This is a genomic window from Paraburkholderia sp. PGU19 (assembly GCF_013426915.1).
In the GTDB taxonomy this organism is placed as follows: Bacteria; Pseudomonadota; Gammaproteobacteria; order Burkholderiales; family Burkholderiaceae; genus Paraburkholderia.
The window spans coordinates 454,135-479,225 of the sequence record NZ_AP023182.1 but is presented as its reverse complement, the minus strand read 5'-3'; the positions used below and the strand labels follow the sequence as shown (position 1 = coordinate 479,225).

At 60.4% G+C, this 25,091-nt stretch carries 17 protein-coding genes and 1 pseudogene; 7 read left to right on the top strand and 11 right to left on the bottom strand.

What is annotated here, in order from left to right; genetic code table 11:
- The first annotated feature begins 144 nt into the window (after positions 1–144).
- Together H1204_RS42565 and H1204_RS52095 are read left to right on the top strand one after the other, a co-directional pair.
- A complete protein-coding gene (locus H1204_RS42565; protein ID WP_180736088.1) occupies positions 145–375 on the top strand; it encodes a hypothetical protein in 231 nt (76 codons plus the stop codon).
- A gap of 548 nt (positions 376–923) precedes the next feature.
- On the top strand, positions 924–1,112 hold the full coding sequence (locus H1204_RS52095; RefSeq protein WP_243469136.1) for a hypothetical protein: 189 nt from the start codon (positions 924–926) through the stop codon (positions 1,110–1,112).
- Here H1204_RS52095 and H1204_RS42560 read toward each other — a convergent pair.
- From H1204_RS42560 to H1204_RS52800, 3 genes and pseudogenes are all read right to left on the bottom strand, one after another.
- A pseudogene (locus tag H1204_RS42560) lies at positions 1,105–1,746 on the bottom strand (Mur ligase family protein); the annotation flags it as partial. The gene H1204_RS52095 and the pseudogene H1204_RS42560 sit on opposite strands and share 8 nt — an antisense overlap.
- A gap of 108 nt (positions 1,747–1,854) precedes the next feature.
- A complete protein-coding gene (locus tag H1204_RS42555) occupies positions 1,855–2,316 on the bottom strand; it encodes a peptidylprolyl isomerase (RefSeq protein WP_180736086.1) in 462 nt (153 codons plus the stop codon).
- Positions 2,317–2,334: 18 nt separating this feature from the next.
- Positions 2,335–2,493 (bottom strand): hypothetical protein, encoded by a 159-nt coding sequence (locus tag H1204_RS52800; RefSeq protein WP_180735220.1) that lies wholly within the window; start codon positions 2,491–2,493, stop codon positions 2,335–2,337.
- A gap of 1,903 nt (positions 2,494–4,396) precedes the next feature.
- On the opposite strand from H1204_RS52800, the gene H1204_RS42545 reads away from it, so the two are divergent.
- Both H1204_RS42545 and H1204_RS42540 read left to right on the top strand, forming a co-directional pair.
- Complete coding sequence (locus tag H1204_RS42545) at positions 4,397–5,002, top strand: IS607 family transposase (RefSeq protein WP_180736085.1); 606 nt, start codon at positions 4,397–4,399, stop codon at positions 5,000–5,002.
- Complete coding sequence (locus tag H1204_RS42540; protein ID WP_180736300.1) at positions 4,999–6,207, top strand: RNA-guided endonuclease TnpB family protein; 1,209 nt, start codon at positions 4,999–5,001, stop codon at positions 6,205–6,207. The genes H1204_RS42545 and H1204_RS42540 overlap by 4 nt, the downstream gene beginning before the upstream one ends.
- 624 nt (positions 6,208–6,831) lie before the next feature.
- Here the strand turns inward: H1204_RS42540 and H1204_RS42535 are convergent.
- The 3 genes from H1204_RS42535 to H1204_RS42525 form a co-directional block, all read right to left on the bottom strand.
- Entirely contained in the window at positions 6,832–7,053 is a 222-nt protein-coding gene (locus H1204_RS42535; RefSeq protein ID WP_180736084.1) for a hypothetical protein, read from the bottom strand.
- A gap of 2,389 nt (positions 7,054–9,442) precedes the next feature.
- Positions 9,443–10,420: a ParB/RepB/Spo0J family partition protein gene (locus H1204_RS42530; RefSeq protein ID WP_180736083.1), complete on the bottom strand. Its 978-nt coding sequence runs from the start codon at positions 10,418–10,420 to the stop codon at positions 9,443–9,445.
- Positions 10,417–11,628 carry an AAA family ATPase gene (locus tag H1204_RS42525; protein WP_165904522.1) on the bottom strand — a complete coding sequence of 404 codons (1,212 nt, stop codon included), beginning with the start codon at positions 11,626–11,628 and terminating at the stop codon, positions 10,417–10,419. Before H1204_RS42525 ends, H1204_RS42530 begins: the two co-directional genes overlap by 4 nt.
- 1,078 nt (positions 11,629–12,706) lie before the next feature.
- On the opposite strand from H1204_RS42525, the gene H1204_RS42520 reads away from it, so the two are divergent.
- Positions 12,707–14,113 (top strand): replication initiation protein, encoded by a 1,407-nt coding sequence (locus tag H1204_RS42520; protein ID WP_180736082.1) that lies wholly within the window; start codon positions 12,707–12,709, stop codon positions 14,111–14,113.
- 497 nt (positions 14,114–14,610) lie between these two features.
- Here the strand turns inward: H1204_RS42520 and H1204_RS42515 are convergent, their stop codons facing one another.
- The 5 genes from H1204_RS42515 to H1204_RS42495 all read right to left on the bottom strand — a co-directional run bounded on the left by H1204_RS42515 (position 14,611) and on the right by H1204_RS42495 (position 22,638).
- A complete protein-coding gene (locus H1204_RS42515) occupies positions 14,611–17,406 on the bottom strand; it encodes an ATP-binding protein (RefSeq protein ID WP_180736081.1) in 2,796 nt (931 codons plus the stop codon).
- Entirely contained in the window at positions 17,403–18,554 is a 1,152-nt protein-coding gene (locus H1204_RS42510; protein ID WP_180736080.1) for a substrate-binding domain-containing protein, read from the bottom strand. The genes H1204_RS42515 and H1204_RS42510 overlap by 4 nt, the downstream gene beginning before the upstream one ends.
- 629 nt (positions 18,555–19,183) lie before the next feature.
- Entirely contained in the window at positions 19,184–20,182 is a 999-nt protein-coding gene (locus H1204_RS42505) for a helix-turn-helix domain-containing protein (RefSeq protein WP_180736079.1), read from the bottom strand.
- Between the two features lie 114 nt (positions 20,183–20,296).
- Positions 20,297–21,079 carry a glucose 1-dehydrogenase gene (locus H1204_RS42500; protein ID WP_180736078.1) on the bottom strand — a complete coding sequence of 261 codons (783 nt, stop codon included), beginning with the start codon at positions 21,077–21,079 and terminating at the stop codon, positions 20,297–20,299.
- Positions 21,080–21,105: 26 nt separating this feature from the next.
- On the bottom strand, positions 21,106–22,638 hold the full coding sequence (locus H1204_RS42495; RefSeq protein ID WP_180736077.1) for an amino acid permease: 1,533 nt from the start codon (positions 22,636–22,638) through the stop codon (positions 21,106–21,108).
- Between the two features lie 749 nt (positions 22,639–23,387).
- Here H1204_RS42495 and H1204_RS42490 point away from each other — a divergent pair.
- Positions 23,388–23,741: a BON domain-containing protein gene (locus H1204_RS42490; RefSeq protein WP_180736076.1), complete on the top strand. Its 354-nt coding sequence runs from the start codon at positions 23,388–23,390 to the stop codon at positions 23,739–23,741.
- A 918-nt stretch (positions 23,742–24,659) separates the two neighbouring features.
- Positions 24,660–25,064, top strand: a complete 405-nt coding sequence (locus tag H1204_RS42485) for a hypothetical protein (RefSeq protein ID WP_180736075.1) — start codon at positions 24,660–24,662, stop codon at positions 25,062–25,064.
- The last annotated feature ends 27 nt before the right edge of the window (positions 25,065–25,091 follow it).

The window sequence follows — 25,091 nt, the reverse complement described above, 5'->3', positions numbered from 1 at the left end:
GTCGGCCGCGCAACCTGCTTGCCGAAGCGGGGTCTCTGCAGGGTAGGGCCACCACGACGCGCTGGGCCATAGCGGCTGACTTCGCCCGACGATATCTGTATCTCGAAGTACGAGCCGGGGAAGTCCTGGCGGAGCAGGACGGTATTGTCTCCGGCGCGTTATCTTGTGATCTGCACGCCGGCAGGCTTCGACCGCTTTGTCGATGCGTGCGCGGATGCACAGCCAGGCCCAGTCGAAGCAGGCCTTCCGACAGAGGCCGACACGACGCGTATGCGCGCCGCGGCAACGCAGTTCGGCATCACGCTGATTCCGCCGCCGCTCTCAACGGCTAGCGCGACTGCCGCTGCGATCACGCAACGGCAGTCGCACGGCTAACATTGAACGCCTCAGGGGCTTCACGAGCCCTCCATAGACCACCGTCAGCATGGCGGCCAGCAACGCACTGATTGCGAGCATCGATACACCCGCTGTGAATCGTGGAGCCGCGCCTCGAACCACCCGAATGCAAGCGGCGCGACGAAGCCAGAAAGGTTGCCAAGGCTGTTGATCCCCGCGATCCCCGCTGCCGCCGATGCGCCCGTGAGCGCAATGGTGACGTTTAAGGGCTACGCCCCGGCAAGCGTCGCCAATGGCTGTGAACGGCACGGCGAAGAAGCCGGGTGGCAGGCACCCCAACCGCAATTGAGCCGATCGAGCAGGTTTTCGATCCGCTTGCGCCTGTCGTCCTTTCCATCAGACGCATATCGTTTTCTTCTTCCACCATGCTGCTGGTTCACGCACACGAATCTATGACACGACGCTCCCACTTGTTGTTGGCCTTCACCCTGACGGCTATCGCTACGCCATTTATTTCCCATCCAGCACTTGCCGAAACGCAGACTCAACTGCGGTTTGAGACTCACGCCGCGTTTTTCTCGACGGAAATGAAATTGCCTGAGACGCTCGATCCGCAGGTCTTCGTCGAGGATTCAGCGTCGCAAGCCGCCGTCGGTCCGCAGGGCATCGCGCACGTCGCGGGCCTGCGTAACGCGCACCTGAGCGATCCCGCTTCGACGTCGCTCTACACAGCGCAGCATCGTCCGCTGCACATGACGCTTGGGCAATGCCGATAGCCTGAGCGTGGTCGATCAGGCTCTGCGGCGGCGCCGGATCGCCGCATATGGCCGGCTTGCCCTCGCGAAAAATGCCGGCCTTCTCGAAGCCAATCTTTTCGCGCGTATCGCCGAGGTAGTCGGTATGGTCGATGTCGACGCTCGTCACGATCGCGCAATCCGTATCGATGACATTGACCGCGTCCAAACGGCCGCCTATGCCCGCCTCGAGGATCACTGCATCCAGCCCGCGCGACGCGAAGAGCCGCAGGATCGCCAGCGTCGCGAACTCGAAACTCGTCAGCGCAACAGGTTGCTTCAGGCTCGCGCGCGCTCTTTCGACCGCTTCAAACTGCTCGAGCAGGTCAATATCGGTTGCGTCAGCGCCGTTGATGCGCGCCCGCTCGTTGAACGCCAGCAGATGTGGCGACGTATAGCAGCCCACGCGATATCCTGCGCGCAGCAAGATCGTTTCAAGAATCGCGCAGGCGGAGCCTTTGCCGTTCGTGCCGCTGACTGTAATCACCGGGCAATCGAACGAGAAGCCAAGCGCGTTCTTCACTTGGGCGATGCGGGTCAAATCCATGTGGGGGCTGCCCTGCTGCGCCGCTTCGAGGTGCGCGAGCCATGCTTCAAGAGTAAGGAAAGTGGTCATTGATTCGATGATCTGGATAGCGGGCGCCAAGTCAAATCGCTGCGCGGCACCTATTCGCTTATAGAACGAAGCCGGAAGCAGTATCCGGCGGCGCAAGTCGCAGTCCGCTCATGCCTGCAGAGTCCCGACGATTTTCACTTCGAACGCCAGAGCCTTGCCGGCGAGCGGGTGATTGAAATCGAACCACGCGGATGTCTCATCGACTTCCTTCAGCACGCCTGCATAGCGCCCGCCACGCGGTGCGTTGAATTCGATGAGATCGCCCGGCGAAAACTGCTCGCCAATCATGCTGTTCTCGCGCAGCGTCGCAAGCGATACGCGCTGGATCAGATCCGGATTACGCGGGCCAAATGCCTGCTCCGGTGCTAGCTGAAAGGTCGAATGGTGGCCGACCTTCAATCCCAGCAGAACATTTTCCAGCGGCGGCGCCAATTGACCAGCACCGAGCAGCAGCGTGGCCGGCTGATCGGCAAAGGTGTTCATGACTTCGGCGCCATCGGCAAGCGAAAGCCGGTAGTGAAGCGTGACGTGTGAACCAGGTGTCACTTCGGAGATATTGAGCATGTTCATGAGCCAGGTTGTAATCGTTCAGTTGAAAAAACGTGTCGGCAGATGATCGCCACTGCTTGACAGCAACGATCTTGCCGCGAAGGCGGACAGGCTGATCGTCAGGATGGGCCAGAGAATGTGGAAGATTGCGGTCATCGCAAGCTGGCCGCGCGCGAGATTCAGAGCTTCGACGTGCATTTTGATCACCAGACAGGTTGGCGTTGAGCGCTCCGCAGCGGCACGCCAATCAGAAAGTAGTCGTGGAAGTCGTGGAGACGGCTCGATTGCCGCCCAGACCATTGAGACCAGTATGTTTCGTTGCGCCTCTCGTTCCAATATATCGAGGGTAGCTATTTCGATATCTTTGGGTGAATAACGGTGTCAGGTGGTGCGATCGCCTGGTGGGATGTGCGACGGCCCGGGGCTATCGGGCTGTTCATCGGCATACGGCGTTACCGCAGGCCGACAACGAAGGACGCGTGATCGTGTGCCGGCCGTGTCCTTGACGAAGACGCGCGGCGCATCGTCGATCAGGTCGAAAAGGCGAAGACCCGCGCGCAGAGCGCAGCCGGGGGCAAACTGTCGCAGCGGGCTTCGGCGGATCGATCGTCCCACAATCGATCCGCCAGGTGGCGGCAACGGGCGGACATACCACGCGATTGGCGGGCCAGGACCAAAGACCCAAATCGTGATTGCCTATCGATCGACCGGGTTCTCGAAGGTCGTTCGAGATTTCCTGGAAGTCGCGCGGCGTTTGACCAAGACCCGTCATCACGGCAGTGCTTGAGATCCGCGGACGTATCGAAAATACGGACAAGCATCACGTTATTCACCAAACGATATCGAAATAGCTACCCTCGATATATGCGACGTTGGCCGCCCCTGATACATACTTTGCCCGTGGACACAGTCACATTTGTGACCCGGCGAACGCATGGCGTGCCCATCGTCGGGCGTCTATACGGTCACAGTCGGACGCTTACGGATCAATGCCGCTTTCAATTCAGACTCCAGTATTCATCCCGGATCTCAAGAAACTCGAGATCGAAGGGATTGCGCATTGCCTCCTCGAGCGCGAGGACGTCATCTCTCCGGAATCGGCAGCCTGGTTGCGGCACCCCGGCTTTCTTGGTGAAGTGACTTAACGGCGCCCGCGCCTGCCCGAAGTCGCCTTCCGGTCTGCGGGGTTTCGTGCATGGAGGCATCCTGGTGTGCACACGCGGATGGGGCACGCGCCTTCATGTTGGTCACGACAAATTACGTATCAAACACTACTAATTTGCCATATCGTGCGGACGCCCATACAAAACCTGCATCAACGGGCAATAACACTACTTGTTGATCGATTATCGTGAAACATTACCTCAAGTTGGACAGCTAAATGCCTGTATCAAAACAATAATATCATTTCCTTTTTCTTTGCATGATTGTTTCACAGAGCGAAAAACAGGAACGGAGCACACTAGTCTCTGAGTGGCGTTGGGTATGAAAGAGTCCCTGCGAGCACCGGCCAAAACCAAAACAACTCGGCCCCGCCCCGCTCGAAATTTTGCGGATCATGGTGACAGAGTGTTTCCCATTCCTCGGCCAATTGCGCCACACCGAGCCGCCCGATCAGTAACCTACGACGCTGGATCACAACCAGTTCTACCACGGCTACTCTGCGCCAGGAAAACCGCCGACCTTAGGCAAATACGGAGGCCTTCTTGAGTTACGAAGGCTAACATCCACCAAAAATCTCTCTCGAAAGGATAATGAAAGAATATTCACTGCGAGGTTTCGGATTTTTACTTCTTGACGAGGGCAGACGAAAATCCTGTCACAGAGCAGCATTTCGTTATCGTCGGATGCCCGGACAGGGCCGCGGCGGCGCCGGATCACGACATGCCGTGGCGTCAGCGGGCTGTGAACGCCTATCCGCCCGAAAACACGTTCATCTACAGGCAGGGCGAGCACAACGGCCCGGAACGACCGGCTGCCCACGCCCGCCGACGCATCCATAAGCCACCCCGGCATACTGTTTACCCGACAGCACGTCACGCTGTATCGGGGTGTGGGGCAGAGTCATGTTTTCTTGCAGAATCTACTACAATCTGTTGTTATGGAAAGGAGACTTGTAAAGATTGGTGAAGCGGCGGCGATGTTGGGCGTCGCAATCTCCACCCTGCGGAAGTGGGAGGAGACTGGCGAACTGGTGCCCGCTCGCAAGACGGCGGGCGGCACACGCTATTACGCTGTCTCCGATCTGTTGGGTCTCGGCAATGAGGATGCACCGACGGTCTGCTACGCGCGAGTCTCGTCGCACGACCAGAAAGCGGATCTCGATCGCCAGCATGCGATGCTGGAGAGCTATTGCGCCGCGAAGGGGTGGCGCTGCGAGGTCATCAAGGATCTCGGTAGCGGCATGAACTATCACAAGAAGGGCCTCAACCGCCTGCTCGAAATGATTCTGCGCAAGCAGATGAAGCGCCTCGTCATCACGCACAAGGATCGGCTCCTGCGCTTCGGCTCCGAATTGGTGTTCGCGATGTGCGCGGCGCAGAACATCGAAATCGTCATCATCCACCAGGGCGATCAGCCCTCGTTCGAGGAAGAACTCGCCAGGGACGTGCTGGAAATCATCACCGTCTTTTCGGCGCGCCTGTACGGCTCGCGCAGCAAGAAGAACAAGCAACTGCTCGACGCGCTCGTGCAAGCCGCCAGATGATCCGCGTCCACAGAATCCGCCTCGACCCGACCGCCACGCAAGGCGTGTATTTTGCACGCGCCTGTGGCGTGTCCCGGTTCGCCTATAACTGGGCGTTGGCGGAATGGAAGCGGCAGTATGAGGCCGGCGGCAAGCCGGATGAGGCGGCGCTCCGCAAACAACTGAACGCGATCAAGGCGGCCGAATTCCCCTGGATGGCTGAGGTGACGAAATGCGCACCTCAGATCGCGATCAAGAACGTCGGACTCGCGTTCGAGCACTTTTTCAGGCGCGTGAAGCTCGGCCAGAAGCCCGGCTACCCGCGCTTCAAGCGTAAGGGCATCCGCGACTCGTTCCGTGCCGACAACGGGCCGGCGGATGCGACGAGCCACGCAGTCGAGGTGACCGGCAAGGCGGTCAAGCTGCCGCGCTGTGGCGTCGTTCGCATGCGCGAGGCGTTGCGCTTCGCGGGCCGTGTCAAGTCGGCGACGGTGAGCCGCATGGCCGATGGTTGGTATGTCGCGCTGGCCGTCGAGACGGAAGACCGCCTGACTGCGAAGCAGGACCGTGGCGCCGTCGGCGTCGATCTCGGCGTTACGACGCTCGCGACCTTCAGTGATGGCACGACCGAGCCTGCGTTGAAGCCGCACCGCGCCGGGCACAAGCGCATCGTGCGCCTGTCGCAATCGCTCGCGCGCAAAAAGAAGGGAAGTGCCAACCGGGCCAAAGCGAAAGCCAAGCTTGCCCGGCTGCACTTGCGTATCGCAAACGTCCGCAAGGATGCTTTGCACAAGCTGACGACGACGCTCGCGACGAACTACTCAACGATCGGCATTGAGGATTTGAACGTGTCGGGAATGCTGCGCAATGGCTCTCTGGCGCGCTCGATCGCGGATGCCGGGTTCTCCGAATTCCGTCGTCAACTGGAATACAAGGCCGTCATGACCGGCGCACAAGTGATCGTGATCGACCGCTTTTATCCGAGCAGCAAGACGTGTTCGGGATGCGGGACGATTCACGAAATCACGCTGCGCGACCGCGTGCTGTCGTGCGGCTGCGGTTTAAAGATGAACCGCGACCTGAACGCGGCCATCAACATTCGGCGCCAAGCTCTGGCGTTGCAGTCTGTGGAGAGGAAGGCTCTGGCTGGCGCCTCGGCATCAGTGAAACCGGTCTCGGTGAAGCAGAAAAAGCGAGATGTGCACAGAAATGTGCAGACAGCTTAGAGCGGCTACCTCCACGGGGTGTCGGTCGAGCAGTTACATCGCAGGCTATGGCGAAGCGCGTATCGACTTGCGCGCGATACCGAGGCAGCGCACCTGCTGCGCCTGAGGCGGGGCAGTATTCCTGCCGCCGAGCTGCACGGCCGCGACGATGTGCCGACGCTCGAGGCATACCGCGACTAGGTAGACCCGGATGGCGTCTACGGCGAGGCGGCCCTCCGCGAGTTCGCCGCGCGTCGACAGGAAGATCACCCGCAACGCCGGCTTGCGAGCGCGCCAACCGGCGGCGCATACCCGGATGGAATCGGCCCTCGCCGAGGCGCCCAATCCCGCCCACCAAGTCGACTGCTGGTTCGAGCCCGTCGTGGCGGCGCTGCTGGCCGTCGCGGGACTCACCACCGGCGCCGCCAGCAGCGCAGGTACACCTCCGTGCCGCGGCTCGGTCCCAAAGGCGCGGAGCGCATCACGGGCTGGCTGTCGGTGCATACTGCGTCACCGGGCGAGCTGTCGCCTCTTGCCACCACGCCGCGGTGGCAGTTCCTAGCCGGTCATCCGGCGCTCGCGCGGACACCCCGACTGGGGACATTGATTGACGTAATGCCGCTGGAATCACTGCACGCGATACCGCTACCGGCCGAACTCGACGGCTCGCATGGCCTCAACCGCGCGCCACGCCTCGCCCATCAGATCGCGCTCGACCGCGATCTCGACGCATCCATGCGTGGATTGCTGGCTGCGGCGCGGATAGTTTGCAATCCGGCGCGAAGCGGAACGGTTGCTACCGTGGTCAATCATCGTCGGACGCAAGCCGCTGTCGTCGCTGAACACACTGGACCTTGACGTGTACATCAAACAGGTTTCTCGCCGATCCGCAGCCAGCCGGGCGCTGGATCGGCCAGGGCAAAGCGGAACGGTTCGATCCGGCATGGCGGCGCTTCACCAAGCCGCTCCCCTGCAGCGGCCGTGAAATCGCCCGCAAGCTGCTGTCGGCCATGTGCAGCTGGCTAATCAGGCAGCAGTACCTGCTAGTCAATCCGGTCCAATGCCTGGCTAAGGTAGGTAACACGAAACGGGCGGGCGCCGTGGCGGGCCGGACCCTAACGCACGCGCAGTGGCGTTTCGTGCTGCAGACGGTCACCCGGCCGGAGCTGACGCCAGCCGAGGAGCGCGATCATTTCTCGCTGCTGCTGGCCTATGCGACGGGGCGACGCCGCGCGGAACTCGTGGCCGCCACTACTGGCGCCCTGTTACGCGCGGCGCTCGATGGCGCGCTCGATGGCGCGCTCGACAGCGCATGGACCCCGCAGGTCCGAGGGCAAAGGCCGGCGCGAGCGGCTGGTGCCGATGCCCGTGCGGCTGATGCAGGCGCTCGCCGACTCGCTGCAGGTGCGGTCAGGGCCGTGTACGCTGCAGACCGCGCCAGTGGATATTCCATTCATCGGCCATCTCAAAACGGGCCGACCACGGACACCCGACGCGCTAGCCCGCGTCTACAGGCGCATCTTTACGCGCGCTGCGCGACAACTCGAGTGTGCCTATCCAGGCCGCGCGGCCGATCTGCGACGGACGAGCAGCTACGGCCTACGGCACACTCACGCGAATCACGCGCTCGATGCGGCAGTGACCTGCGCGACGTGCAGACGAATCTGGGGCATGCCGGCCTCAGCACGACCACTCTCTATACGAAAGGGAATGACGCCCGACGCTAGCAGGCCGTTAATGCGCTCTTCGAGGACGCGCTATCAGCGGGCGGGGCGTAGCGGCTCTTGCGGCACAAGGCTCTGTGCGCTTCGGATGAAGATCAACCCGGCGCTCGCGGGTCTCGACGTCAAGGCGGGATTTCTCCGAAACCGCCAGCTTTTTACCTGGCTGGTTGCGTGTCTAGAGTCTAGACACACTCACGCGTCACCTACCGCCGCCGAAGTTTCAGGGTGCCGCTGTCGCGTGTCGACAGACTCAAACGCGAAAGAACAAAGCGCCTGAGGCCGCAGCGGCCGTGGTGGGAATGGACGCATGTCCCGCCCACTGACAGGCTGTCGATGGCGATTCGCCCTTGGGCAGTTCCAGCGCGCATGGACGGCTACCCGCATTGCCCTAGCAGCGCGCGGCCGGGACAAAGAGGTGCTGATGCCCATGCGTTATCGTCCTCCGCGAACGTCTTCCCGCGTAGCCTTTACACAGCGCTCGAAGGCCCGCACCCGGCGTGACACTGCCCCGCAGGTCGCGTGCCCGACGACAGCGTTTCGGCCATGCGCGCCGTGAGCAGCCACCCACGGCGACAGGCATTGGAGGTCGGGCAGGGTCCAGACATGCACGAGGTGACGGGGATGACGCAGGCATTGTGTGGTCCCCGTCCGGCCCTGTCATTCGGCGATTCTGGCCATTAATGCGCCGCTGCACGCGAGTATGTGAAGGTCACATGCTGCCTCCGGCCGGCGCCGTGTCCCGCACTGACGCCCAACCCGCGCCATGATCCGGTAGGCAGGTCCGCGAGCATCACACTCGATGCCCGTCATCCCCGCCATCAACGGGAAGATCAGCAAGGCGGTGCGCTACCAATCCCGGTCTGACCGTCATGTCAAACCGCAGCCCTGACTCGACGTAACTGCGTACTATCGGGCGTTGAGTAGAGCCCGGACGACCACGCTGTGTGCGGGATGACGATCAACCGGTTGCAGAACGCGATCGTCTTGGCCGCGCGATTGCGTCCCGGGTGCAACCGGTTTGTGCGTCACCTAACGTTCTGTCGTCACGGGGTGAGGACGGCTGCCCCAGTCACCGCGCCGAGTCTAGGGCCATGGTAACTTGCCGTAAGTCGCCGGAAGTAGTCGGAACTCGCCGCGTGGATCAGGGCGGGACGGTGCAATGGGCGGGACACCTACACTGTCGCAAAGGTGCGATCTCCGTGGCCTTCAGGGGTTTGCAGGCTACTCGGCGTGTCCGCACATCCCGCCGGCCGGCATGCCGAAGCGGGGCGCACGAGGCAGCGAGTGGATGAAGGGGAGCCGACGTTGGCTCGCCTTGAAACCTCTCCAAGTGCGAGCCCCAACGACTATCCCACAGATCTGTCTAGACTCTAGACACTTCTCCGGCACGGGCCACACTTCGCATCCGGCGGTGAGCAGATGCCCTATCGGATGTCGACCCGGGCAACGGTGTGTCTAGACTCTAGACACACCGTTGCCCGGACGAAAAAAAACCCGCGCGAAGCGGGCTCGACTCAGGGATGATCTGTTCCTCAGTTCGGTTTGGGGTCAGCGTGGAACATCCGGCTGATCAGCTCCCGGATCTGTGTCTCCTGTGCGTCAGTGAGGACACCAGCCCTGATCTTCACCGTGATCCCGTTGATGTCCTTTGTGATAGAGCCCGCATGTTCCTTTCCGGCGAAGAACTTGTCGATGCTGCGCTCACTTGCAGAATCCGTCGTCGTAGTCCGGCGTGTGGCCAACGCCTTGATGGCCGCGGCCACCTTCCCCTGGTCCATGTCACCCTTCACCACGAGTGGCCAGAGTTCTTTCGCTGCGTTCACACCATCGTCCCCGTACTTCCTGATGGCCGTTACGATCGCCTGGGCGGCCGTCCCGCCAAGCAGCCGTGGCTGGATGTCGAGATCCTTCCTGATGAAGTCAGGCAGATTTTCAAACGAGAGGAACTGGTAAAGCCCACTGCGGGACATCCCGAGTGCCTCGGCCATTCGCTTACGGTCGGGAAACTCCTTCTCGGTCTGTCTGATAGACATCGCGATCTCATAGTCGGACAGGTCGTCACGACTCACGTTCTCCACCAGCGCCAGCACCGCCATGTCTGCGTCGGAGCACTCCACGACCACAGCCTTCACCGCGTCGAGTCCCACCATCTTGTGCGCGCGCCACCGACGCTCGCCCGCCACAATCTGATAGACATCGTCGGAGCGACGGACCACGATGGGCTGCATCAGTCCGACTTCACGAATGGACTCCGCCAGTTCTGAGAGCTTCGCCTCGTTGAATACCCTTCGCGGCTGCCAGGGGTTCGGCACAATATCCGAGACCGCCAGTTGTGTCGCCGCGCCAGTGGACTCCAGCTCCTGCACACGGAGTTGCGCGACGGCAAGCGCACCCGCAAGGCCAGGCGCCGTTTGCGTCCGGTTGCTGCGCTTGACCTCATCTTCCTTGATCGACGAAGTCGCCCGGATACCCGACGTCTTGGCCAGCAGTTGCTCTCGCATGTTACTCATTGCGCGTTCCTCCATTTTTCTGCATAGATTTCGTCTACCCAACGGCAGTAGTCGACAAGCGGCTGTCGTACACGTTGCAACGATTTGGCCGCGCTGTGGGTACTGCTGACGTCGAATACCGTTGAGAATGCCAGCGCTCCCGTGCTCATCACGGAACTGGCCGGCACTTCAATCGAATGCAGCCAGCTCTCGTATGCGCTCTGTGCCCATGCGCGCACGATCGGTGCGGAAGAGGTACGGCCGTAGTCGACCCTCGAAAGCATCAGTGAGATAAAGTCGTATTTTTTGTCCTGCTCATATTTGATGAAGCTCTTGGACACGTCTGAAAACAGTCGCCAGAACGATAGCGAGCTGATGAAATCCAGGTTTTCCGGAACCATTGGCATGACCATCGCATCGGCCGCCAGGAGTGCATTCAGGTTCAGGTATGACAGCGAAGGCGACGTATCCATCAGGATGTAGTCGTAGCGTTTGCGTAGCGGCTCAAGACCCTGCCGAAGTACCGTCCAGAACCGGAACCCTGGTTTCATTTTCTGCATGGCGGGCAGATGGAACTCGGCACCAATCAGTTCCGTATGCGCCGGAATCACGTCAAGCCCATCCCAGTAAGTCGACTGAACCCTTGCTTCCAAACCGCCGTCGACTTCCTGATCATAGATGTACGGCAGCACGGTGTCGTCCGGTGTGACGTCCTTTTCTGCGTACAACCCGCACAGTTCAGATAGCGAGGCTTGTGGGTCGAGATCGATGACAAGCACCTTGCGCCCACGCAACGTCAGCCCCTGTGCAAGGCACATGGTTGTGGTGGTCTTCGCCGAGCCCCCCTTCAACTGGGCCGTTATGACGATTTTTCCCTCCGGTTCACGCGTTCCCGTCACGAGCGGCGTCTGGTAGATATCAGAGACTTTCTGGACCCAGATGCGCGCTTCTTCCAGCGTGAACGTGCGGGTGCGACCGGTGCCTGCGGCAGTGCCGGGCGGCAACTCCCCATCGCTCTTGGTGGCGAGATACTGGACCTGCGAATGAGAGATGTTGCACATCTCCGCGATCTCCCCTGTTTTAAAAACAGGCGCAGCTTTTCGCGGTCGGGGAGCGAGAATGGTGTCACGCAGTTCGTCCGTAAAAATCGAGACCCTTTCAGCGAACTGGCTAATCTGCTCAAGAGGAACCGTTCGGTCTACAGCAGGAAGTTGGCTCGTTTTCACCATTCTGAGGTTTATCCGAAAATTTCGATAAACCTCAGAATACAGGAAACACTTGAAATTTTCTCTATAAAGCGCTGTTTTTTATGCGAAGTTCCGGAAAAACAACCGTCATCGCGACGTTTTGTCAAACTTCAGCGCGATCGCAGGCGAAGCACGACATGTCTACGCATCCGTAACCGCTGCGATCCCGTCGCGGAGAGAGGCCTGCAGTCGGTCTAAGCGTCACCGGCTGCGGCGGCAAGGTGAGGTCATTTGTGCGCATTCAAAGACGCACGCCATTATGCCAAAACAGTTTTGCTTAAAATTGCGGCACATGGTGAGGTCCGTTGTGCACAATGTGACGCCTCGAAAACACGCACGGGCAGAAATTGCACAAACAACCTCACCTTCCTCTGATTACGACGCCGGTTGGCAATGATTTTGGCAGACCCGAGACGAGATGCACAATCAACCTCACCTTCCAATACGCGCGTGAGTCCAAAAGCCGGGGCTTGGAGAGCGGAACAACGCGGCCAGAACTGCCGCGTAGCACAATCAACCTCACCATCAAGCAGTTTTCCGTTCTTGCACAATCAACCTCACCGTCCGCGAAGCAGCGACAACTAACTTTTCTGAAGACGGGTTGGTTTGTTGTTTTAAAAAGTAAACCACCCCACCAACCAACAGGGATCTCGGAGTTTGTTTGTTTTCAATGCCTTAACCCCGGAAAGGTGAGGTGTAGTGTGCCAAAGGTGAGGTTCGCTGTGCACGAAGGTGAGTGCTGCTGTGTGACAAGGGTGAGGCCTGCTGTGCAGCAAGGTGAGGTTTGATGTGCACATTTTCGCCCGTCAGTGCCTGGGTGAGGTTGGCTGTGCGCGGCGAGAGACGCGCGAGGCGGGCCCACACTGGGCAACGGTTTGACGGAAGATCCGGGTCGGTGATGGTGAGGGTTGTTGTGCTGAGGTGAGGTCGATTGTGCTGGTCGTCGAGGCGCCGCGGGTGGGCAACCAGCGCCGCTGGTTGATGGTGAGGTTTTGTGTGTTGACAGCTCACCAATGGATGCTACATTCCGGGGCAGCGAAAACAAAGAGCGGATGGGAACATGGCGGCGGAGGACAATCCGGAAGAAGGCAAGCCGAAAGTGACGCCTCGGCAGATGGCGCTCGCGCTGTTCGAGGACATGTTCGACCTGGGCTTACCCATCAGCGAAGCCAGCCGTGAAATTGGTTACCAGCGCAACAATTTCTTCACCCAGGTCGTCAACATGGGATTGCCGGCGCGGCGTTTTCTGGACGCCGCGTATTTCATTGTTGCCCAGGAGCAGGAAGCACGGGACCAGTACGACGTCGAGCTGAACTATTTCAAGTGGCTGATGCGCTACGACAGCCGCAATCTGAAGCACCTGCGCACTATCGCAGAAGAAGCGCAGGATGCGAAGATTCAGGTTACCGACACGCCACTCGACCGCGATCCAAACGAAAACGATCTATGGGTTTCGGTTCAGTTGATGGGCATGGTCGGCTTTCACCGCGGGCGCATCCGGTTCGACGTGCATCCCCGTCTGGTTCCGCACATCCGCGATCCCAAAAAATCACACTGGCTGAGTCTGCGCATCTCGACGGCCTTTACCCGCAGCCTGGCGCGCGCAATCTATGACCAGGTCCTGCCCAGTGTCCCGAATGGCCGGACGGAATGGATACGGCTTGAAGACATGCGAAACTGGCCGGGCAAAATGGGAGCGAATGCGGCCATCTTCAAATACTTCAAGCGCGACTGGCTTGAGCCAGCTGTGCGTGAAATCAATGAGGTGTCGGACATCGAGCTGTCCTATGAAACCCGGACCGAGTCCAGTGCATCGAAGAAAATCGACCGTATCAGGTTCCTGCTCAAGCGCAAGGATACCGCTGACGCCGCGCTGGCCAGCCTGGCTGACGCCAGCCACCTGTACAAGATTCTCAAGGAAGAATTCAACCTGTCCACGAAGCAGTTCAGCGAAATTTCCGAGAACCGCGAAGTCTGGACCGATGCGCACATCCAGCAAGCTGTCGAATACACACGTTTCAAGCTTAATCGTGGACAGATAAAACGCAGTCCCGCCGGTTACCTGATGCGCGCTTTGCGTGATAACTGGAAGATGTCTGAAGCCGAGAGGAAGATGGTCGAGGTTCAGGCGAAGCTGCTTACGGAAGAAACTGATGCGGCAGTGATAAAGACAGAGACCCAGGCTTCGGTCGCACACACCATCGCTTCGCGCGAAGAAGAAGTCCGTGCACGTATGAACGAGGAGTCGCGCAAGGGCCGTGAACACTTCAACGCGGCCGACGCCAAAACCCGCAAGGAACTGGTCCGCGCATGGGTGGCGTCGAGGGAGGGCAAGCTCATGCTGCGTCGGATGAAGCTCGAGGCCGCCACGGTAACAGAGGAGGAGATCGTTGCGAACGCGGAGTTGGTGTGGTACCTGGGGCAATTCATATTCGGACGCGTGAATTCGTCGCGCGCGGCTGCGTAGATGACAGAAATAACATCTGCGGGATTGCAATGGATTTGGCCACCCCCTAATAGGGGCTCGCGGTGTATGTCGGATTTTCTTTCTTTGGCGCACTGAGATTCACGATCAATACTCGGCGCTCGTCCGACTCGCCGGAACCCATCTCTGACGTTAATTCATTCGAGTGCGGTGGCATCAGTCCCTAAGCAACTGAGAGTCTCTTCCTTCGGTACGGGTACTGCCCCTCTCGAACGCGGGCTATACGGTACTGAATCCCTTCTGCGGATCGGGGCCAAGAAGAGCGGCACTCTAACGACGCGCGTGACGAGCGCGTCTACCTCGTCCAGTTGCTCGCTACGCGACGCAGCGACGCGCATTTCCATACGTGCGGCCCGACGCCGATGCCCGATGCGCGAGCGCAATTGCGGTGAGCTTGGACTCGCGCACGCGGACCTCGAGCGATTGGTCGCACGCGATCTGCCAGCGGAAACGACGAAACCTTACCGTCGCGCAAGGGACTATCGTTCCAGATAGTGCTCGACAAAGCTGAGAACCGCCTTCGAGCGATAGTTCTTCGCCAGCTGGCACACGTGATCTGCGAAGGGGCGATAGCGCTCGTCGAGTTCATTAAGATGCGCGGCATGCTGCACAATCGCGCGCATGTCACCGAGCCGCGCCAGATGATGCAGCGCCTTGATTTCATCCGGCGGCGGAGCGATCAAGGTCCCCGTCATTACCGATGGCGCGCCAGCTATTGCGTCGCTCCATTCGAGATCCAGCAGTTTTGCGATCTGCGACAAGAGCGCCCGATAGTCGACGGGCTTGGGTAAAAACGCGTTCGCGCCCGCCGCCAGACTTTTCGCCGCGTCGGTGCCCGATGCGCTGGCCGAGATCGCGATGATGGGCAGATCGCGGAACGCTTGCATCTGTCGCAAGCGCCGCGTGACTTCGAGGCCGTCCATGCCGGGCATGACGATGTCCATCAGCACGAGCGCCGGTCGAAGTGCCTGTATCTTTTCGAGCGCATCCAGCCCGTTGACCGCTTCTGCCGTCTCGAAGCCGATCTGGCCGAGCATGTTGACCGCGACGGCACGGTTTTCCATCACGTCATCGACGACGAGCACGCTCTTGCGCGGCCCCTTGTAACCGCTGACCGCCCATTCGGGTGCGGTATCGGCGGCCTGGGGCGTGACCACGGGGACGTTCAGCTCGAACGAGAACGTGCTGCCCGCGCCGCGGCGGCTCACGACATGGATATCGCCGCCCATCAGCCGCAAGAGCTGCCGGCTGATCGTGAGGCCAAGCCCGGTGCCGCTGAACCGGTGCCGGTTGTCGCTCGCCTGCTCGAAGGGCCGGAAGATCGTTTCGAGACGCGCTTCATCGATGCCGATGCCCGTGTCCTGCACTTCGAAACGAAGGCACTCCGGCGGCAGGAAGGCGACGCGCAGCTGCACGTCGCCTTCCTCGGTGAACTTGATCGCGTTGGAGAGCAGGTTGAGCAGCACCTGTCGCAAGCGCTTTTCGTCGACCCGTATGCCTGCGGGCAAAGGCGGCGTCATCTCACACGTGAACGAGAGGCCCTTTTCCGTTGCCTTCACCCGGATCGTCTCCGAGATGAAGTACATGAAGCGCTCGAGCGGCACGTCCGTCGGGTCCAGCTCCACTTTGCCGGCCTCGATCTTCGCCATGTCGAGGATGTCGTTGATGAGTGTCAGCAGATGTTCGCCGCTGCGCTGGATCACTGTAAGCCCGTCGATCTGGCGCTGATCGAGGCGCGTGTCCCGCCTGAGAATCTGCGCGAAGCCGAGAATCCCGTTCAACGGCGTGCGTAGCTCGTGGCTCATGTGTGCCAGAAAATCGCTCTTTGCCTGATTGGCCGCGTCTGCGTGTTCCTTCGCGATCGCGAGTTCGGCCGTGCGCTCGCGAATCATGTCTTCCAGATGCTCGCGATACCGGCGCAGCTCTTCTTCGGCGCGCTTGTGCTCGGTAATGTCGCGCGAAATGCCGAGCAGAAACTGCGGCTCGCCGCGCACATCAAGGATCGGCATCTTCATCGTGTGCAAGAAGCGCTGCCCATGACGCGTGTGGACGGGCTCTTCGGGCACGTCAACCATCTGCTTCGACGCAAGCACGTCTCGATCCTTCAACGCGAAGAAATCGGCCTCATCCGGCGGAAACAGATCGTGGACGGACTTGCCGATGACCTCGTCGCGCCCGTAGCCAAGCAGTTTCTCCGTGGCCTTGTTGACGCGCACGAAGCGCAGCGTTGCCGCCTCCTTGACGAAGACGGTGTCCGGGATGTTCTCGACGATGCTGCTCAGAAACTGTTCGCTGGCGCGCGCCGACTCTTCGGCATGCTGACGTTCGACAATCTCGGCCGCCTGGCCGGCCAGCGCCGTGCTGAGTTCGGCTGTGCGCTGCGCGACGCGCGCCTCGAGTTCAATGTTGAGTTCTTTCAGGGCTTCTTCCGCCTGGCGTCGCTGGCGCCGGTCTTCGAGGAACTGCTCAACGGCGCGTGCCATGTCGGCGATCTCATCGCCGCCGAGCACGGGCACGCCGTCTTGTTCGCCCCCGGGATCGCCATGGCGCAGCGTATGGCTCACCCGCCGTAGCCGTGCTACGACGCGGCGGCCGAGAAAGACGCGGGCAATCAGCCACGCGATCAGCAGGCTCACCGCCACTTCGCCGGCCACCCACTTACGCGTGCGGTCCGCCTCGTCGGCGAGCGCCTCGACGGCTTCGCGATAAGCGCGCGACAGATAGCCTGACTGCTGGCGCGCCGCGGCGGAGAGGGCATCAGCCTGGCGGTGCAGTTCGTCGTCGAGTCTCGCTAGTGACGTGCCGGGCTGCGGCGCGGCTCCCAGTGCGCTTCGCCGCGCAGTCCCGGTAGCGAGCGCCGTCTCGCGCATCTGGGCCTCGACGTTGACGGTGTTTCGAAAGCGCTGGCTCGATCGATGCAGCGCCAGCGCGTCAACGCCGACGTCGTCGCTCGCCGTTGGCGAAGCGAGGCGGTCCACCAGGCCATCGAATGACGCGAGTTGGTCGATGATCTGGCGATGTGTCTCCCGCACGGCGTCGACAGTGTCATCGCTGGACAGTTGCGACGACAGGCGTTCGATCTTCAGTGTCTGCTGCGCCAGATTTTGAGCATCCTCGAGACGCGCCAGGCGCGCCTCAGCCAACGCACGGATAGCGTGGGCCGAGCTGGACAGCGAGTAAAGCGTCGTGCCGCCGACCACGACCACCAGCGCCGCGAGGCATGAGACGACTAGCGCAAATTGCGCGGTCAGCGATTGAGGAAGGAGCAGTTTCACGGGCGTTGCCAGATGTGGCGATAAATGTTGCGATAGCCATTGGCAGGATCGTAGATCAGACGGTCGCCGCCGTCCGCATTGATGTTGTCGGCCGTCACGAGATGCACCGGCACCACGTAGTTCGTGACGCTTTCACCGGCAAACAGCCGGTTCATCTCGTCGATCAATTGCCAGCCGTGCAGATTCAGCGGTTCGGCGACGGTGCCCGTCTGGAAGGTGCCCGTGCGGATCCGCAGAAAGGCGGACTCGCTGCCGTCGCCCGCCGACAGCATCGACAGTGCGCCCTCGGGTATGCCGGCCTGGGTCAGCACAGGCGCGGCATAGTCGAAGTAGATGTCGTTGATTGCGAGCGCGTACGTCCAGCGCTTTCCGTAGCGTGCGAGCAGCGCGCGGGTCGTGTCCGGCATCAGCTCCCGGCTGCGTGAGATCGCGACGTCGCGCATGTCGAGTAGCGTGCAGCCACTGCATGCGCGTATGACGGCGGCCATCTCATCAGCCTTGTCCCGCGCGATCCGGAAGTACGCGTCGGTGAAGACGACGACACCCGCATGTCCGCCGGACTGCACGATAGCCGCGAGCGCCGTCACGCGGGCGACTTCGAGCGGATCGGTCGAGACGTTCATGGCTACGAGCGTGCCGGGCACGGGACCGGCCTGGGCAGCGACATGCCAGCCGACGATGGGAATGCCCCGATCGGCGAAAGGCCGCAGCGCGGGTGTCAGCGCGCGGGCATCCGCACCCGCAATGATCAGACCATCGGGATGGCTGGCGAGGGCACTCTCAAGGACTTTCAGTCGAAGATCCGGCAGGCCCTCGGAGTCGAAGACCTTCACGCTCCAGCCGATGACCTTCGCGGCTTCCAGAATGCCGTCGACCACACCGAGCACGCCGCCGTTACGCAAATCCTCAGCAAGGACGGCGATGTGTTTGTCGGGCTGGGCGCGCGGCCCGGTACGCGGTCCGTTCCACGGAGTGACGGATCGCGACGCAGCGTCGACGATGCGCTTTGCGTCCGCCAGAAAGCTTCTCGCGCTCCCGCCAACCGAAGCTGCGGGCGCAGGGGCCGCGGTGACACCCTGCGCAACGGCGATTGGCGGCACGCATGCACATGCGCATGTGAATGCCCACGCCAGAGGCAAGCCCCTCATGCTGTTCCCCACCACCCCCGTCGGGGTCGATTGTCGTCCGCGAAGACGTATATGGATGTCGTGCGCAAACGGTCCTGCGATGACGATAGTACACCGCCATCAAAGCGTTTCAGGGAGGGAGGGTTAGGTAGGGGCAGGGTACGGGTGCGAGTCGCACACACGACAGGAGCGCCCCATTTCATCCAGAGGATAAGCGACGCGCTTGAATGACAATCGGCAGAAGTATGCCGAGCGCTATATCGTCGCCTCCTTCCGGGCGGAATTCTCGCGCGTCCAGGCATAGGTTGGCGCGACCATCGTCCAACAGCGGCTATGATTAGTATTCCCGATGAGCACGTGATCAGGTCGAACGGCAGCTTCATGCACGTCCGGAGGACAGTAATCGACGCGTTGCTGCCGGTCGCACCCTTGGAGTCCCAAGGGCCGGTATCAGAAGATTGACAGTGGATAGTCAGGCCGAAGGAGGCTCAGCGAGCCGCGCAGACCGGGAAACGTCTGCGTCTCTGCCTCCAGCACCTGTGTCACGTCAGCTGCAACCTCAAGATTCTTGTCAATAACCGTCTGGACGACGACCTGGGATGAAGCAAACGAATATCGGTGGCCATCGCATTTGCTGAATCAAGCGCCTGTCACGATGCAAAACGCTTCACTGTCGCCGAAGGCAGCTCTCCGAACATTCGACGGTAGTCGCTTGCGAAACTGCCCAGATGCAGAAAACCCCACTTCGTTGCGGCGTCTGTCACGGTTGCCCCCGATCGGAGCTCGCGCCTGACGTGGTTCAGACGAACCGCCCTCAGATACGCAACCGGGTTCAGGTCGAGCGCTTCCTGAAACGCATACTGCACCGTCCTTCGGCTGATGCCGAGATCCGCGCACAGCTCCGCAATCGAAAGCGGGCAGGTCGCCGCGTCCTGCAACATCTCATCGACCGCCTTAACCAATACCCAGTGCCTGACGGGGCGCTCGCGGCCCATGTTCACCGCGTCGGGATAGACGGTGAGTGCTTCGGAGATCGCGGACAGAATCGTGCGTTCAAGCAGGCGTTCGCGTTCGTCGGATTCGACCATGCGGTCTTGCAACGATCGTGTACTTGCGGCCATCGCGAGGCGCAGCAGAGTGCGCAGGTTCTCGGCCGTGTCGGTGTCCAGCGGAATGACAGGGGCTCGTGCTTTAGCCCGCAGTGATGCGGCTGCCGAGCTTGAACGGTCCGACGCCAGATGTTGGGACTGGATTTCGACGTTGATCAGAACGTGCCGGTCCGGCGAATAAAACTCGAACTGCGGAACGCTGGAAAACACATGGAGGCTGTCACGCCCGCTTTTTTCGCCACACAGTCTCGCGTGGCCTTCCAGTTGCAGCGGAACCGCGATCACCTGGCGATCGGGCGCAATCGCGCCTTGCTGATAGATCACCTTGTCGAGCTCTTCAACGAGCAGGCGAACGCCTCCGAGCGTCACCGTCGACAACGAGCCATGGAATACACCACCCGATATCTGCGTGTAGGTGGCGGACCAGCCGTCGAACGCCCGCGCCTGCTCGTCGACGCTCGTGTACGCGCTATACGACACAGCCTGCGCGAGTGAGGCCTCCGTGACATCGTCAACAGGTGACTGGGCAAGCGCCGTCATGGTCGTTCGAACGTGGTGGCAAGCGCTGTCGATTGTACATCTGGACAATTTTCCAACTGACAAGATGTACTTTCGAAAATTACCCAGTCGGCGTGTCCGGCCAGCCTTCGTTCACTACACCGCCGAAAAACAGTTGTCGACGAAGAGATGCGTACCATTGACGAAACTCGCTTCATCGGACGCCAGAAAGAGCGCCGCCGCCGCGACTTCCGATGGATCGCACAAGCGCCCTTGCTGCGCGGCGATCGCCGCTTCCGTTGCATCCACACCCATCGCCTGGAGATCCTTCAATTCGCGCATACCGTGCGGTGTCCGGATAAAGCCGGGCGCAATGGCATTGCATCGGATGCCCCTGTCCCGGTACTCCACGGCGATAGCGCGTGCAAACATATGACACGCGCCCTTGGTGGCGTCATACAGGACTTCCCCAGGCGTCGCCAGAACAGCGGAAATCGACGACGTGCAGATGATGCTGCCCCGCCCTTTTTCCAGCATCTGCGGCAACACCGCTTTCGTCATCAGGAACATGCTCTTGACGTTGACGCTCATGAGCCAATCCCATTCGGTCTCCTCGATATCGAGGAAGGGCTTTACGATCAGCGTGCCTGCGTGGTTGAACAGGATATCGGCGTTGCCGAACTTCTCCCGTGCAGTCGATACCGCTTGCTGCACGTCCGCCTGCCGCGACACGTCGGCTTGCAAGCCAAGCGCGCTTTTCCCTTCATCGCGCAGTGTTGCCGCCAGCCCTTCGGCCGCATCGCCATCGCGGTCGATGATCACCACGCGGGCGCCCTCTGCCGCGAACAGCGTCGACGCCGCTGCACCGCAGCCACCGGCGCCGCCGCTCACGATTGCCACCTTGCCTGCGAGGCGGCCCATATGCTTCGATTCAGTCATGAGTAATCCCATTCGACTCGATGTTCTTAAACCGACGGATCGACGCCCGCCTCGATTTGCCGGATGCGATCCGCATTGGCTTGCGATCCCAGAGCAGGCGGTCCGTTGAAACTCTTGCGAACGCCGAACGCATACCAGATCAGAACGAGCGCAGCGACGAAGGCCACGAATACGTAGAGCACCTTCTCGTTCGGTGGCTGGATGCCGACATAGGCGAGCACACACGCGCCGATCAACGCGAGAAACGCGCACGGCTTCGACCAGATGCCGAGCTCGAACGGACCTTTCTCGTTCCATGTGCGGCCCTCCGCGAGCATGCCGGCTCCGACGGGCATCGCGTACGAGATGTAAAGAAACACCGCGCTGCCCGCACTCAGGACCGAGAACGCGTCGCCATACAGCGTGACGACGATGGCGAGCACCGCGCATGCCCATATCGCTGCACCGGGCGTGCGATGCTGCTCATTCACCTTGCGCAAGTACTTCGAGAACGGCAATCCGCCGTCGCGCGCGAATGCGTACACCATGCGCGACGTGGACATGATCGCGGCGAGACCGCAAACGTAGTTGATGAAGAACATCGCCAGTTCGAGGCAGACGCGAAGCGCGGGCGGGATCGGCGCCAGGATTGCACTGAAGAAGCCCGTTCCCTGCTTCATCGCGGCAGTCAGATCCGGCATGACGAGCACAAACGCGCACACCATCACGTAACCGAATACCGCAGACCAGAACACCGATCCGATGATGCCGCGCGGCACGTTGCGGGCTGCGTCGTGTGTCTCCTCCGACGTGTGGGCCGAGGCATCGAAGCCCGTGATCGTGTACGTCACGAGCAGCAGTCCGGCAAGAAACGCGAGCGGTGTTGCCTGCTTCGGCCAGGCGCTGCCATCCACACCCGTGAAGTTGGTGAAGCTGACCAGGCGACCCAGATCGAACGGCACGGGCGAGTAATACAGGAGCGCGGCAACCAGAACGATCGTGACAACGAAGATCAGATAGCCGGACAGATCGGTAATCTTGCTGGCGATCCGGATGCCGCGCGCGTTCAGATATGCCTGAGAACCGGTGATCAACGTCAGAAATGCGGTTTGATGCCACCAGTTGAGGCTATCGGGATTGACGCCAGCCATCGGTGCGATCAGGGTCTTGAAGAACGGATCGTAGGTGCCGAAATTGATCGCGGCGATGACGAAAATGAGCCCGATGAGATTGATCCACGCGGTTGCCCATCCCCACCATTTGCCGCCGAGGATCGATCCCCAGTGGTAAAGGCCGCCCGCAGTCGGATAGGCGGACGCGATCTGGGACATGGAGACCGCGACGATGAGCGCAAACACGGAGCCCAACGGCCAGCCCAATCCAATGGAAGCGCCGCCCGCAGCTGAAAATCCCATCTGGAATGCGGTGATGCCGCCCGACAGAATGCAAATCACCGAAAACGAAACGGCGAAGTTCGAGAAACCGTTCATACGCCGGGACAATTCCTGGGCGTAGCCCATTTTGTGCAGCAGACCGACGTCACCATCGGTCTCTGGTTGCAGTTGCTGGCTGGTTTCCATACGTGCTCCCGTTCGGAGGTCACAGTCTTCAGGCCGGCGCGTACAACGATGGTGCGTTCCGCGCTGGCCGGGCCGTCGGAGCCGTACTCCTGCGCTGGCATGACCAGCTGTTTGGGCTCCAATAGGCGAACGGTAGGAAGCCAAAACTCCGAGCACTATCGGATTTCGGCAAAGTGCTGAAATTGAGATTGCCAGGAGGGGCGATCAACGGCTCAACGCTAAACGGCCCGCGTATGCCGAGACTGTCGCCTGAAATCTTTCATAAGCCTTTCGCGCAGGCGTTATGGTTGCGCTCAGGCGTCTCAAGGTTGGCCATACCCGACGTTCGGTCATCCGCCATCGAGAGGCCGCTGCGGGCTGCATTCCTGACGTCCGCTTGCCATCACTGGCGAACGACAACTCAAGCCGCGACTGAACGCGCAATTACGACCCGCTGCGGCCGTTGGATGCCGCAAGATCTTAACGGCCGCCATTGACAGCGACCGTTCGCCTGGTCACGGTGCCGTTACCGTCATTCACAAAAAGAGTGGCCCTGACCCACTAGTCGAAGGTCCGGCAGAAAGGACTCTCCAGCGGCTCTAGACGCGCCTAAACGTGCGCATCCGACGAGGAAAGGCCTACAATTCGATTGCTGAACGTCGTGGCCGCCGGTCATCAACGTCGGGATTGTCTTTCGCCGCACTTTGATTGACCAGCGATCTTTTCGAGTCTCTCACACCCAGTTTTGCAACTCACCTGAAGGAGAAGAGATGAAATCCATGAAGACCTACGTTGTTGCAGCGATCACCGTCAGTGCCGTTGTCGCAACCGTTCCCGTTGTTAACGCACAAGACACGACTGCGGCAGCTTCGCCAACAGCCCCCTCTAGTTCGTCGAAGAGAGCAGCAAATAGAGAGTTGTCGAAGCGAGTTCAGACTGCGTTGTACAAGCAAAAGGGCATGGACTGGACCGATGTTCACGCCATCGCTCGTAGCGGCAAGGTCTATCTTGTAGGAATGGTTCCGAAACAGGCGCAGATAGACGTCGCAGGGAAGGTTGCTGAGAGTGTTTCTGGAGTTACGTCGGTCCAGAACAATTTGACAGTGGAAGAAGAAGGGCATTAATGGTTGAGTCCAACCGCATCCTTTGAATGCAATGGCGCGCCTTGAGGACAGGAATGTTATGTTTTCAACGGCGACGCCGTTGCAAGGGAAGGCATGAAGGGCATGCTCTGCTCGATATTGGCGCGGCGTCGAATCGCGTGCAAACGGGCCGGTTCAATGACAAGCGGGTTGAATACCTGTATTCGCGAAGTCGAATGGCCGAAAGCATCCGAACGCGGTCCGATCTTGAACTTGCAAACATCGAATGGCCTGTCGCGCTGTCCTCGATCAGCGGTTCACGACCTAGTACCGCCACGCGGAACGAAGCCATGTTAATGGCCGCTTCGTGAGCCGAAGCGCCGCTCGAATGGCCACAGCACCGACGCATCCAACGACCGTTGCTGGCCGGGAGCACCAGTTCAATGAACGTTCCGAAGCCACCGGAGTTAACGCGGTAACGACAGAGAGCGACCGATGCAGTCACCGAGGTTGGCTTCGACGGTCGCAAACATCTATGTCGCCCCAACATCGTCCATCGTACGAATTGGACATTCGCGTCGGGCGTCGCATTTGCAATGACGCACCAGGTGTTCGAGCGTTTCCTTCATCAATCGCAACTCGCGAATCCTGCGGTCAAGTTCGACGATATGCTCGTTTGCAAGACGTTGACGTGGTCTGCCGCCTGGCATGTTCGATGAGTGGCATGGCGATGCTCCTTGCATACATCACTAAACGCCGCAGGCTGTCGACACGTCCTCATGTGCGCTACCGCACATAGCTCTTTCATTTTGCTTGCCGTTAACCCGCTGTTACCTATCGTCCAAAGGTCATACCTTTTTTCGAGCTGAGGTGTCAGATGGCTACGCCCTTTGCTTGTTGCGCTCGGAACCCTGCGCAAGAATCTCAGCACGCAATTACTGTCAGCAGTAGGAGATCGTCATGTCACTTCATAGATCCGTATATGTACGGTCGGTGCTTTATGCTCAAGCGATGTCAGCGGTGCTGCTATTGACCACGATGGCGGCCGCAGAAGCGAGCAACCTGAACTTCCTCAACGACACACCAATGTCATACATCAAGAAGAACGATATGGACTCGATCAAAGTCGCGCTCACCGATGTGCTCAACACAAAGAGGGACGGTGAGGCAACTCAATGGACGAACCAGGGGACGGGAAATAGCGTGAAGATCGATGCAACCATGACGCCGGAGAGTACGCGTCATGAGGGGAACACGACATGCCGTCGGGTAACGATCGTCCTCTCGGCAAAAGGGCAGTCGATGAATCTTCACCCCGGGTTTTGCGGTACAGGAAAAACGGACTGGACGATGGAGAAACGCTAGCGTTGAGTCGGGCCATGGCCGGCGTGC

Coding starts and splice junctions, on each gene's coding strand:
- H1204_RS42555 (WP_180736086.1), bottom strand. CDS start 2,316: ATGAACATGCTCAATATCTCCGAAGTGACACCTGGTTCACACGTCACG.
- H1204_RS42505 (WP_180736079.1), bottom strand. CDS start 20,182: ATGACGGCGCTTGCCCAGTCACCTGTTGACGATGTCACGGAGGCCTCA.
- H1204_RS42535 (WP_180736084.1), bottom strand. CDS start 7,053: ATGTACACGTCAAGGTCCAGTGTGTTCAGCGACGACAGCGGCTTGCGT.
- H1204_RS42545 (WP_180736085.1), top strand. CDS start 4,397: ATGGAAAGGAGACTTGTAAAGATTGGTGAAGCGGCGGCGATGTTGGGC.
- H1204_RS42520 (WP_180736082.1), top strand. CDS start 12,707: ATGGCGGCGGAGGACAATCCGGAAGAAGGCAAGCCGAAAGTGACGCCT.
- H1204_RS42540 (WP_180736300.1), top strand. CDS start 4,999: ATGATCCGCGTCCACAGAATCCGCCTCGACCCGACCGCCACGCAAGGC.
- H1204_RS42500 (WP_180736078.1), bottom strand. CDS start 21,079: ATGACTGAATCGAAGCATATGGGCCGCCTCGCAGGCAAGGTGGCAATC.
- H1204_RS42490 (WP_180736076.1), top strand. CDS start 23,388: ATGAAATCCATGAAGACCTACGTTGTTGCAGCGATCACCGTCAGTGCC.
- H1204_RS42510 (WP_180736080.1), bottom strand. CDS start 18,554: ATGAGGGGCTTGCCTCTGGCGTGGGCATTCACATGCGCATGTGCATGC.
- H1204_RS42525 (WP_165904522.1), bottom strand. CDS start 11,628: ATGGTGAAAACGAGCCAACTTCCTGCTGTAGACCGAACGGTTCCTCTT.
- H1204_RS42530 (WP_180736083.1), bottom strand. CDS start 10,420: ATGAGTAACATGCGAGAGCAACTGCTGGCCAAGACGTCGGGTATCCGG.
- H1204_RS52800 (WP_180735220.1), bottom strand. CDS start 2,493: ATGCACGTCGAAGCTCTGAATCTCGCGCGCGGCCAGCTTGCGATGACC.
- H1204_RS42485 (WP_180736075.1), top strand. CDS start 24,660: ATGTCACTTCATAGATCCGTATATGTACGGTCGGTGCTTTATGCTCAA.
- H1204_RS42495 (WP_180736077.1), bottom strand. CDS start 22,638: ATGGAAACCAGCCAGCAACTGCAACCAGAGACCGATGGTGACGTCGGT.
- H1204_RS52095 (WP_243469136.1), top strand. CDS start 924: ATGAAATTGCCTGAGACGCTCGATCCGCAGGTCTTCGTCGAGGATTCA.